This is a genomic window from Pseudomonas endophytica (assembly GCF_001411475.1).
Classification (GTDB): domain Bacteria; phylum Pseudomonadota; class Gammaproteobacteria; order Pseudomonadales; family Pseudomonadaceae; genus Aquipseudomonas; species Aquipseudomonas endophytica.
The window spans coordinates 1-11,322 of record NZ_LLWH01000031.1 but is presented as its reverse complement, the minus strand read 5'-3'; the positions used below and the strand labels follow the sequence as shown (position 1 = coordinate 11,322).

Annotated in this window: 11 protein-coding genes; 2 read left to right on the top strand and 9 right to left on the bottom strand. The window is 57.2% G+C overall.

The window, feature by feature from the left end; all coding sequences use genetic code 11:
* Nucleotides 1-165 precede the first annotated feature (165 nt).
* The 9 genes from AQS70_RS03760 to tssB form a co-directional block, all read right to left on the bottom strand.
* The gene (locus tag AQS70_RS03760) at nucleotides 166-678 is read right to left on the bottom strand and encodes an Hcp family type VI secretion system effector (RefSeq protein WP_055101584.1); all 513 of its coding nucleotides are present in this window, start codon (nucleotides 676-678) and stop codon (nucleotides 166-168) included.
* 156 nt (nucleotides 679-834) lie between these two features.
* Nucleotides 835-1,674: a type IVB secretion system protein IcmH/DotU gene (gene icmH, locus AQS70_RS03755; protein ID WP_055101583.1), complete on the bottom strand. Its 840-nt coding sequence runs from the start codon at nucleotides 1,672-1,674 to the stop codon at nucleotides 835-837.
* Between the two features lies 1 nt (nucleotide 1,675).
* Nucleotides 1,676-3,010 (bottom strand): type VI secretion system baseplate subunit TssK, encoded by a 1,335-nt coding sequence (tssK, locus tag AQS70_RS03750; RefSeq protein ID WP_055101582.1) that lies wholly within the window; start codon nucleotides 3,008-3,010, stop codon nucleotides 1,676-1,678.
* Between the two features lie 67 nt (nucleotides 3,011-3,077).
* Complete coding sequence (tssJ, locus tag AQS70_RS03745; RefSeq protein WP_055101581.1) at nucleotides 3,078-4,586, bottom strand: type VI secretion system lipoprotein TssJ; 1,509 nt, start codon at nucleotides 4,584-4,586, stop codon at nucleotides 3,078-3,080.
* The gene (gene tssG, locus AQS70_RS03740) at nucleotides 4,583-5,596 is read right to left on the bottom strand and encodes a type VI secretion system baseplate subunit TssG (RefSeq protein WP_055101580.1); all 1,014 of its coding nucleotides are present in this window, start codon (nucleotides 5,594-5,596) and stop codon (nucleotides 4,583-4,585) included. The genes tssJ and tssG overlap by 4 nt, the downstream gene beginning before the upstream one ends.
* Nucleotides 5,560-7,308 carry a type VI secretion system baseplate subunit TssF gene (gene tssF / locus AQS70_RS03735; protein WP_055101579.1) on the bottom strand — a complete coding sequence of 583 codons (1,749 nt, stop codon included), beginning with the start codon at nucleotides 7,306-7,308 and terminating at the stop codon, nucleotides 5,560-5,562. Before tssF ends, tssG begins: the two co-directional genes overlap by 37 nt.
* Nucleotides 7,309-7,315: 7 nt before the next feature.
* Nucleotides 7,316-7,726 carry a type VI secretion system baseplate subunit TssE gene (gene tssE, locus AQS70_RS03730; protein WP_055101578.1) on the bottom strand — a complete coding sequence of 137 codons (411 nt, stop codon included), beginning with the start codon at nucleotides 7,724-7,726 and terminating at the stop codon, nucleotides 7,316-7,318.
* 12 nt (nucleotides 7,727-7,738) lie between these two features.
* On the bottom strand, nucleotides 7,739-9,226 hold the full coding sequence (gene tssC / locus AQS70_RS03725; RefSeq protein ID WP_055101577.1) for a type VI secretion system contractile sheath large subunit: 1,488 nt from the start codon (nucleotides 9,224-9,226) through the stop codon (nucleotides 7,739-7,741).
* Nucleotides 9,227-9,279: 53 nt separating this feature from the next.
* A complete protein-coding gene (gene tssB / locus AQS70_RS03720; RefSeq protein WP_055101576.1) occupies nucleotides 9,280-9,789 on the bottom strand; it encodes a type VI secretion system contractile sheath small subunit in 510 nt (169 codons plus the stop codon).
* A 457-nt stretch (nucleotides 9,790-10,246) separates the two neighbouring features.
* Between tssB and vasI the strand changes: the two genes are divergently transcribed.
* Both vasI and AQS70_RS03710 read left to right on the top strand, forming a co-directional pair.
* Nucleotides 10,247-10,909 (top strand): type VI secretion system-associated protein VasI, encoded by a 663-nt coding sequence (gene vasI, locus AQS70_RS03715; RefSeq protein WP_241492796.1) that lies wholly within the window; start codon nucleotides 10,247-10,249, stop codon nucleotides 10,907-10,909.
* Nucleotides 10,897-11,322: type VI secretion system ImpA family N-terminal domain-containing protein (locus AQS70_RS03710; RefSeq protein ID WP_187331772.1), on the top strand; the 426-nt coding region annotated here is incomplete at its 3' end. The genes vasI and AQS70_RS03710, both read left to right, overlap by 13 nt.

The following is an 11,322-nucleotide window of genomic DNA, read 5'->3' as shown; positions in this document are numbered from 1 at the left end:
GAAGTCGGCGCCACTGCTGGGTTCGAAGGTGTAGCGCAGGTCGCTTTGGCGGGGCATAACGCCCTCCTTGAGACACGCTACCGCCCAACCCGAGATCTCGACGGGCTGGAAGGTAGCGAGCAGTAAAAGCCCTGCCCGTCAGCGGGCAGGCGTGGTCGCGTTGAGTTAAACCGGCTTGCGCCAGTCGTCCGAGCCTTCGGTGCCTGAGATGCTGTGTTCCCACACGATTTTTCGATAAGACATGCTGACTGCGATCAACTGCGTGTAGTCGCTGTTTTCAGGGTTTTGGGCATGGGGCAACTTGGTGTCGATGGTTACGATGACTGCGTCTTCGAGCTTGGTGCTAAAGAACTTCTCCTGCTTGCCTTCGGTAGAGGTGCGATACCAGTCGACCTCAACAGACGGCAACATTTCCCCAGTTGCCAGTGCCTGATAGAGCAATGGCGTGGCCTTATTCAAGGCGCACGTGAAGGCGAATGGGCCATGCACACGCTGACCTGATGGCTGTCCGCTTTGTGGATCTGTTGGGGTGGAAATCAAATGGTCGATTTCCTGAACGAGAATTTGATCCTCATGGCCTTCGACAAACACGTTGCCGACCGAGTCAGCGGTGAAGGCACCTTGAGTGATAAGACCCTGAGTCTTTCCTGTGATCTTGATATACGCGGGTGTAGGCATGACCAACTCCTTGTAGCGCTAAAAAAACGACCGTCAGGTCGCCACCGTCGACCTGACGGTGGGTACTGGCGCGAAGGGCGCCAATTCGTGGTTCGCGCTCAACCTTCAGGGTTGAGGGCGAAAAAGTTCAGTGGGGCCTGTGTATCGGCCCGAGGTTTAAAGCGTGAGAATTCCGTCCAAGGCGCGCAGCACTTCTTGGGTGATGGTGTTAAGGCGTACGGCGTAGACCGTGTAGGCGATCATCAGCACTGCCGTGACTGCAGCCCATGGTGTCCACCACGGCCACTGTTGGTTGACCCGATAATGGCGCGGAGCGACGTTGTTCAGCGGGTCAGTCAAGCGTTCGGGCGCAGGGCCGCGCAGGTCGCGCAGGATGCGGTGCAGCTTGGTGATGATCTTTTGCCGTTCGGCCTCGCCGTTGGGCTGTAGGGCGTATTTGCCTTTTAGCCCCATGCACAGGCACAGGTACATGAACTCCAGCAGGTGTTGGTACTTTGCTGCGTCCATTTGCAAGCGTGAGAGCACGGTGAAAAATTTCTCACCGCCCCAGGTTTCCTTGTGGATGTCACTGAGCAAGGAGCACCCACTCCACGTGGAATGTTTGCCCCAAGGCGTCGCCATCACGGTTTCGTCCATCAGCAGGCCCAGGCTGTAGGAGTAGGCCAGCCGGGTGGCATCGTCGTAGTCGGATTGACGTACTTCTTCGAGGATGATGGTGATCTGGTTATGCACGCTGCGGTACAAGGCGGGTACGTCATTGCACTGATCCAGTGAGCGCAGACGAATGACCAGCCCGAACAATGGCATGGCGGCGTCGGCCAATGGGTTGTAGGCCAGACCACGCAGCTGGAATTGCGGGTCGGCCTTTTCCAGTTCCTGCTGCGTTTGAGGCGCAGCGGCCAACTCAGTCGAGTCTTCGTCGGTTGCTTGGTGCAGCATATGTTTCAGTGACGGATCGGGCGTATCGGTCTGAGGTGCAGTGATCGAATCTGTCATCTCATTGGCTCCTGATGGCCCAGAACTGCAGTTCCAGTTCTGGGAATTCGGCGGCGATGTGGAAGCCGAAGCCGGCTGCGCCGTTCAGGCTCTGCCATGCAGGATGATGGCGGTCGAGTTCGAAGTAGCTGAAGCCGGCATGGAAGGGCAGATGCCGAGGTGCCACCGGCAGCGGGATCAGCGGGATGCCGGGCAGTTGCAGGCTGACCAGCTTGCTGAGTTGTTCCAATGAACTGACTTTGGTCTGTTGCAGGAATTGTTGGCGCAGGATGTCCAACGGCATCTGTGCGCGCACCGCGAGGATGAATTCGGCATCCTCTAGCAGTAGGCGATCATTCACGGCGGCCGTCAGCACCCCGTATTGCTGGGTTTCGATAGGCAAGGACACGGCGCGAGGTTGCAGCACGGTGCCCAAGGCCCGGCGCAGGGTGTCCTGCAGAGGCTTGAGCGATTTGCGCAGCTGATCATGCTGGTACGCCGGATACTCCAGAGGTAAGCGACCGTCGTCGGTAAAAGTGACCAGCTCGCCGCAGGCCTGACTGAAGGCGATATAGAGTTGCTCAGGATGCACATGTTGGCGGCGTGCCAGATGCTGGAACAGCGGATAAAGACGATTGAGTGTTTGCAACAGGTTGAAATCGGTGACATCCGCCACCCCGGATTGGCTGGCCGAACCGATACGCTCGGCAATGGCTCGAGCACGTTCGCGCATCAGCCCGGCAATTTCACCCAAGTAGCGTTTGAGCGGTGGCACCGCCTGTACGGAGACACTGGTTGGGTAGAAATCTTCGTCCATCAGCAGGCTGCCGTCCGGGCGTTTGTCCAGAATCCGGCCCAATGCAATCCCGGTAAATGCACTGCGATCATTGCGCTCCAGCATCATCTGCAGGTTCGGTACGGCTAACTCCATGCTTACTTGGTCGCCTTCTTCGCTGTGGGTGTCGTGCACCTCGCTGCGTTGGGCGCTGTAGCGGCTGTTGGCGTAGCTGTCGGGCCATTGCACTTCCACTGCTCCATCGCTGCGTAACAGCAGGCACAGGTGAACGATCTGGTTGACCGCTGAGCTGTCGGGGATGTCCAGCGCAGGTGGGGGCGGCTGGTCATTGGGAATATCAAAGACACTGCCATCGGGCATTACGCCGCGGGCGCGGATGATGGCGATCTTGCCGAAGCTCAGGTACTCGGGGTTGAGCTCCAGCTCACTGAAGCCATACAGCGTGTCATTGATGCAGTTCAGGCGCTGTTGTAACTGCGCCTCAGCTGCACGTGCCTGCTGTTGAAAGTGCTGGGGTTTGACGAACAAACCTTCGTGCCAGATCACGGGGTTAGAACTCATCGGCAGGCTCTCTGCATAGGGAAGAAAAGGACGGACGTCGGCGGGCAGAACGAGCGGGCGCTGCGGGTCATGGCGTCTCGTCCTTGAACTCGATGTGGGTGGTATCGAAGTGCGCCAGCAAGGCGTACTGGCGACCTTTGGGGTCGATACGCAGAATTTGCTTCCACTGGGTGCCAGTGGTTTCGTGGTAGTGGGCAATCACCGCTAGGTAGCGGGCTTTCTCGTCGATGGCTTGGTAGTTGATGAACTTGAATTGGCCGGGTAGGAGTACGTAGTCATCCGCATCGATGTAAGTGCTGCCCAGTGCCTGTTGCAGATCCTTGGTCAGCGCTTCCAGATTGGCGTCCTGCAACAGTGAGTCGTCTTTCAATTGCACGATCTTGAAGGCAATGGGCGTGGCGATGTCTTCAGGCGTGGGCGCCTTGGATGCGCGGTGGTCCGGTGCCGTGAAGCTGATCTGTGGGTCGGTATAGTCACCGAGCACGGAGCGTTCGAGGGGGGACATCGTCGGGGCGTCAGCATCAGGTGTCGCTGCTGAGTACGCTGGGGACGTGGTGTGCAGATGATCGAGCAGGGCCTCCAACCTTTCGGTCAGGTCAAGCGGGCTGCTGGCACTGAAATTTACCGTATAGCCGGCAGCCTTTTGCGTCACAGGGTCCTCCTGCTCGCTGGAGGACTCATCGCGCACGCTTCCGGCGTTTGGGTTGACAGTGTGAGTGGCGTACAGGCTTAAGGCGATCTGGGTAGGCTGATCCTTCGGTTCACCCACCGGGGTAGAGGGGTTCATGATGACGTGGCCGAGTTTGCCCAGCATCGTGCAGCCGCCCAGCAATAAGCAGGTAATGATCAGGGTGAGGGTACGTGCGAGCACAGCAGGGTATCGCGCTGGGGATCGCCTAGGCGAAACTGGCTGTTGTGTCATAGGAGTGTCTCCAGCGGTGAGGCGGCAAGAAAGGGGGGGGACGTGGAGGGCGTGCTCGAATGTCGCCAAGGTCAGTTCCATGGGCGCGCGCGGGGTGTGAGTAGCGTCCAGTGCTCGTAACGGATCGTATTGCTCATGCAAGCCAAGCGGTGCGCCCAAACGTTCAAACTCCAGCGAGTACTGCTGAGTAGAAACATCCGGTTCTGGTGTGGGCTGATGCCCTTCCAGCAGCGTCTCTAACGGGCAGCGGCTTTCATTGAACAGAGCCGTAATTGCATGCTGGCTGAGGTGCTGGTAAGTCACGCTGTAGGTGGCGCCATGATCGTGCTGCAAGTACACATTCAGGGTGTAGGCACCCACATGCAGGCTGTCGCCCTCGTTGAGCCGCACTGTCGTGTTGCGCCCCATGGCCAGAGCATGGCCATTGATGCGGGTGAGTCCGCAACGGTCGATGACGCAGAAACGACCTTCAACTAGGCGTATTTCGCAATGCAGCGGGTAAATCGCGTGTTGGCGGTCATTGAGTACCCAGTCGCAGGCAACACTGCCAATGCTGCCACCCGCAGGATCGAACGGGTGGTTGGCCGTGCAGCCATGCAGCAAGTGCTCGGGGTTGCGCACCACTAAGGTCATGCGGGGAGCCGACACGGTCATGCTCGGCCCTTGATCCGCACCACGGCGGTCTGTCGGTAGTCTTGTTTGTCAAGAAAACTAGTCCAGCCCAAGTGGGTGCCGTGTTGGCGGCCAAGGTTGAACGGCGGTACGTCTTCCTGACGCAGGCCCAGTTCCAAGTCGTAGGCGATCACGTCCCGCAGCAGCACATTTATCAGCGTGCGCAACGCTTGGAACTGTTGGCCGCTGGGCAGGAACTGGCGAAAGCGCGCTTCATCTAGATCCGGGATAACCAGAGTAAATTTGCTGCGGCGGGTCTTGACCCGACCACCGACGACAAAACTATCGCCTAGTACGCCTTTGTTCGGCTGTCCCAGTGCCAGCAGTTCGTGGGGCTGAAGCGTGACGTAGCGCACGTCGAATTCACGAATATGCACACCGCGCAGGTCAAAGCAGTGGCCGACGATCCCGGCGACCATCGTCGGTGAACGACTGCGGCTGGCGATTAGTCCGGCAAAGCTCAGTAACCGGCTCCATGGCAGAGCCGTGGCTCCGCGCAGCTCTCTGTCATTGAGGCCTATCAAAGAAAATATATAGCGCGAATAGCCGTCGCGGGCTTCGGACTGGAAGCGGATGTAGTAGCGATAGCGACGCCAGCTGTCATGCAGCAAGGTCAGCAGCCGATGGTTGAAAAAGTCCAGAAAAGCAGGGCGAATGCCTCGGCCTTGGGCATCTTCATAGGCCACGAGGTCAAGGTAGTAGCCGGGCAGGGGCGAATCGCTGCCGTGCAAGCCGAAAAATGTCGTCTGCACGCGGTAATGGTCTTCAGTGCGCCGTTCGGCCATGGTCACGTCGGAGGCCGGAAATCCAAGCCCTGGATGGGTCTGCAAGCGCACACGACGGTGCTTGGCCGCGCTCGGTGCATCCACCTCAAGGTTATCGCCATGCAGCGCATGTAAATGCTCCAGCAGACGATAGAACGAATAGTTCCGTGCGTCGGCCAGCAGCGTGTCGGTCAGATCACGGGTTGTTTGCCGGTCAGCAGGGGCCATTGGTAGTGCTCGTTATTGGTGGTGTTGGTCACTTCCAGTTGGTGGAAGGCGTTGATGCTGGCGTAGAGCGCAAAAAAGTGGGACAGCACCGTGCTGAACAGGTAAAGATCGCCTTCGCAGAGGAAGGCTGATTGATCCAGCTTCAAGTGCGTGGTCAGGCCACGGATGGGCAAGCCTTTCATCAGCAGGTCAATGGGCCGGGTGGTGGCTTCGCCGATGCCATCCAGACGCTTGCGCGTGGCACGGGCCTGCTGCAGGTCATGCAGCGCAGCAAAGTCATAGGCGCGAATGACCGCCTTCAGTGGCTCTGCCGATAACAGCGACAGGTAGTTCAGTGACAGATTGGAAATCAGTGTCCAGTGCAGGCTGGCATCGAGCACGGGCGGATAACTGCGGGTGGGCGCAGTGAGGTTGGTGTAGGTGGCCAGCGTCGGGGTGTGCTCTGTGGTCAGGCATAGATCGCCCACGGCCAGTGCCTGAGGCAGATCACGGTTGCTGCAGGTCAATTCCAGCGAAATGGTTTCTTGGTGGTCGATATGTGCGCTTTCATCGCCGCGCACAAAGGCGATGCGATGCAGTACGCCTTCGCGGCCCAACGAGTCTTCTACACGGGTACGGTAGTAAACCGCGGTACGCTGCTGGGCATGTTCAACCTCATGCTGGAACGACTCGAATGGCGGGTAGACTCGCCTGGTTTGACCTTCCGCTTGGCCGGTGACCCGGTCGATGCTGAACACCTCGTAGGCGTCCGGGCGCTGACCGCTGGGCTGAACACGCTGATCCACTGTGCGACCGTTGAGATTGAGCGGTTCTGCGTCGTGCTGGAACAGGTTGACTGCCGGTGCACAGTACAGGCTGATGTCACTGGTTTTCAGCCGGACCGTGGACGGCATGGGCCTAGAAAACTCGAACTCAAAGCGCAGGGCTTGGGCCTGAATGGCTGGCCAGACCCGCAGTAGACGCGTCAGGCTGAAAAAATGAAATCGTTGGGGGAAAACAAAGTACTCCTGCAGGATGCGATAACCATCAAACACATTGCGCGGGTAGGGCAACAAGGCTTCCTCTGGGCTGAAGCCAGGGAAGGCAAGGTCTTTGCTAGACAGGCTGTAACGCGTACCGTCGATTTGGACATGCACAGATTTAAGGTAGCGGGCGATCCACAGGTACAGGGTCAAGGCGGTACTGCTATCGCCACTCAGGTGAAAGTCCAAGCGGTCACAGGCCATTTCATTGAGTGGGTGCTGAGTCCGTACCTGGAGATCAATGCGCATTACCGATTTTTCACGGCTGTGCGCATCGCTAACCTCAACCAATGACAATGGGAACAGGGCCACGTCTATGCAGGTGCGAAATTCGCAACGAATGCCGTCCACCTCCTTGGCGAACAAGCGACTGCCTTTAGGTAAGACTTGGCGCTGGGTCACCGACTGTTTGACTGGATCGAAACGCACCATGGTCATGCTGGGCAGCGGGCGCAGGTAGTTGGGCCACAGCATTTGTAGTAACGGATGGGTCAGCTCTGGAAAATCACTTTCAATTTTCAGGCGCAACTTGGAGGTCAGAAAAGCGAAGCCTTCCAGCAGCCGTTCTACGTCCGGGTCGCCAGCCTCGTCACCGAGAAAACGCGCCAGTTGTGGGTTGTCTTGGGCAAACTCGCGACCAAGCTCACGCAAATAGCGCATCTCGTCGTTGAACATATCGCGTAGATTCATAGTGTCCTCAGGTCACGCGGGTGTAACGATCCTGGCCGTGCATAGCCACGGTGAGCTGCACCAGTTCGTCCTTGTTGTTCAGTCGCACCTGGCAGTCGAGCCGAAACGTCAGTTCCAGTGGCAGTTGCGGGTCAGGCTGGAACCGCACGCCGAGCACTTTGATCCGTGGCTCGAAGGCCTCTACCGAGCGGCGGATATCGGTGCTGATGTGGATGACCAAGTCAGCACTGCCGATTGCCCCGCCATTGAAATCGTTCAAACCCAGCTCGGGGCTGCTTTGTGAACAGCCCCGTCGGGCATTGAGTAGGCGTTCCAAGTGCTGTTTGATGGCCTCAACCTGTTGGTGCGCCAGTTGCTCGCGTGTCCAACGCTGGCGCTGCGGAGCGTCTGGCTCAAGCCGTTCGAACAAACTGGCCATCAAGGCACTCCGTCACTGCATGTCCAGCCGCCCGACTAGCGAGATTTCAAAGTTGGCACCCATATATTTGAAGTGCGGGCGTACAGCCAACGAGACCTGGTACCAACCTGGATTTCCCTCGACGTCATTTACTTGGATCTTGGCGGCACGCAAAGGACGGCGGCTACGCACGTCGGATGAGGGGTTTTCTTGGTCGGCAACGTATTGCTTGAGCCACATATTGAGCTCGCGCTCCAGATCCTGGCGCTCCTTCCAGCTACCGATCTGTTCGCGTTGCAGCACTTTGATGTAGTGAGCTAGGCGGTTGACGATGAACAGGTACGGCAACTGGGTGCCGAGCTTATAGTTGGTCTGGGCTTCTTGACCTTCGCGGGTCTTGGGGAAGTTCTTCGGCCGCTGCACGGAGTTGGCCGAGAAAAACGCCGCGTTGTCGCTATCCTTGCGCATGGTCAGCGGCATGAAGCCTTCTTCGGACAGCTCAAATTCCTTGCGATCGGAGATCAGCACTTCAGTCGGAATCTTGGCTTGTAACTGACCGAAGGCTTCATACAGATGCACGGGCAGGTCTTCGACAGCACCCCCTGATTGCGGGCCGATGATGTTGGCGCACCAGCGATATTGGGCAAAACTGTCGGTAATACGGCTGGCAATCAAGTAGGCGGTGTTGCCCCACAGGTAATGGTCGTGCTGGCCGTCGATGGTTTCGTCGTACATGAAGCTGCTGGTCGGGTTTTCCAGCGGGTCGTAAGGCTGGCGCAACAAGAAGCGCGGCAGGCCCAGCACCAAATGTCGAGCATCTTCGGAGTCTCGCAAACCGCGCCATTTGGTGTGGCGTGGACCGTCGAAGATATCTTTGACCTCTTTGAGGTTGGGCAGATTCTGGAACCCATCGAGGTTGAAGAACTCCGGGCCCGCGGCGGTCACGAACGGGGCGTGAGCCATGGCGCCGATCGAAGCCATGTAGCTGAGCAATTTGATATCTGGCGAGGATGGGCCGAAGGTGTAATTACCGACGATGCTGGCAATCGGTTCGCCCCCGAATTGGCCGAAGCCTGCGGTGTAGACATGCTTGTACAGCCCACTGCGGGTAATGTCGCCAGCGTTGTCAAAATCGTCTAGTAACTCGTCTTTGGTGACGTGCAGCACTTCTAGTTTGATGTTTTCGCGAAAGTCGGTGCGATCAACCAACAGCTTCAGGCCACGCCATGCCGATTCCAGCTCCTGGTAGGCGGGCTGGTGCAGGATTACGTCCATCTGTTTGCCCAAGGCCCGATCTACCTCGGCAATCATCTGGTCAACCCGGTGCTTGTTGATCAGTTGATCAGTGCTGTCGCTTTTAAGGATTTCACTGATAAAGGCGGCCACACCCTGCCGGGCGACGGCATACCCTTCTTGGCTGGGCTGGAGCATGGTCTGCTGCATGATTTGATCTAGCAGGGTGCCTTCCAAGGGGGCGTCCATGACGTCCAAAGAAGTGGCGAGAGGGCTTTGCGTGTGCATGGCAATACTCCGTTCGAATCGGATGGCAGGGAGACACTTCAACTCAAATGGCCTTAGGCCGAGGGGGCAGGGGCGTCCAGCGCGAGGTTCAGCTCGCTGATCAGTCGGGCTCGGGTCTGTTCATCGCTCAAAAGGTGCTGCAATTGCTTGCGAAAGGCCGGGACATTGCCCATCGGCCCTTTGAGGGCTACCAAGGCTTGGCGCAGCTCCAGTAGTTTGTTCAGCTCGGGCACTTGGCGCGCTACGGCGTCAGGGCCGAAGTCGTTGATCGTGTTGAACTGCAGGCTGACCTGCAGGTCGCTCTCTTGGTCGTTATTCAGTACGCATGGCACAGCCATTTCCAAGCCTATGTTGGCCTTGGCCAGTACCTCATTAAATGTGTCTTTATCGATGCGAACGGCTTGGCGCTCTTCCAGAGAAGTTGCTTCTCCATGACCTTTGAAGTCACCGGTGATCAATAACTTCAACGGTAGTTCTACTTCTGACTGTTGATCGCCGGTGGCTGGGACATACTTGATGTTGATGCGTTCTTTGGGGGCAACTGAGCCAAGTTTCTTTGACATGGGTAACATCCTTTTTAGAGGTGAGTTATTTAGCTCATAAAAAACGCATGTTGTAATGTAGTCTGGCTGCCTCTTTGTTGTAGGAATAATTACCTATAGTACTTCTGAATATTTCAACCGGTTGAGTTTTAAAGATATTTTTATAAATAAGGAATACTCCTACAAGAAAAGAATTCTTATTGTGGTCTGGTGGAATCTTTTCTTATTGTATGTTTGTTCGTGTTGTGGGCTTGGCGTAGTTTTGCAGGTATTGCGTGCTTAGTTTTGGTGTAAGTTAAGTGTGGGAATTTTCACTGCAAAATTCAGAGGCCTGTTTATCAAATACTGAATATTTGGCGATATTAATTTAGGTGCGATTGATTGTACTCGGGGTGTTGCGCTGTCAAGTCTCAAAGGCAGTGTTTGCCTCATGGCGTGTGGCGCAAGATTTGTAACGGCCAATAAAATGGATGGGACTGTGTTGATTAAAAGCGCCTTGATGTGGGTGTTGGGGAGTGTAGTGGGATGGGCAGTGCAGGCGCAGGCAGCGCCCGTACGTGATTGCACCGCAGTGGTGTCGGCTTTGCAGCGTTTAGCCTGTTTCGATCAGGCCGCGGGCACGCCTGCGCGGGTGCCGCCAGCCACCACGCGTACGGCGTCCAAACAGCCCTCGGAAGTGGCTAACTGGGTACAGATGAACGAGGCTCAGCGCCCTCCCGAAGACAGCCGTTTTTTGCTATCGCTCTGGCCTGTCGCTGGTCATTCCCTTCAACCACAGCTGTTGATTTCAGCACCCGCCTTGGGTGCGGTAGGTCTGCGACCCTACATGGTGATCAGTTGCCAGTCGGGTATTTCAACCTTGCAACTGCTGATGGCCGAACCTGTGGCGCCGAACCGCATACGCTTGCGGCTCTTCAAGGATGACCGTCCGTTGGGTGCGGTACGAGAGTGGCGGGTGCTCGACACCGGCAAGGTTATTGATGCCGGGCGCGGGCTGCCCGCCATTGACTTGCTGCGTGGCATGGGGGGTGGTCAGCGTTTACGTTTGGAAAGTGATTATCCAGCACTAGATGGCCTAATGTTCGACGCCGACGGATTAGGCGCGCTGATCGAGCAGGAGCGCCAGTTATGTCGCTGGTAATTGATGTGCCGCCTGGGATCGTAGCCTTGCTGCTGGCGCCTATCGACGTGCAACAGCCTGCTGGCTACTTTGATGTAGAAGATGAAACTTATCAGGCCATCGATCAGGAGATGGTCAAGCTCGGCGGTCTGCACGAGGCTCGTATTGACTGGCCCTATATCGACGAAGCAGCGCGTCAGTACCTAGCAACCCAGTGCAAGCACTTTCGTATTGCTGCCCATCTGCAGACGGTCTGGCTGCGTACCCGGCAATGGCCGCAGTGGGCTGATGCGCTCTGCCTGTTAGCCGGGATGGTCGAGCAGTATTGGGACAGCGCCCACCCCAAGCCTGGGCCGACCGGGTACCTGGCCAAACGCAAGCAGGTCAAAGCGCTGTTGCAGCGGCTGAGTGAGGCGCTACCCGCACTGGATCAG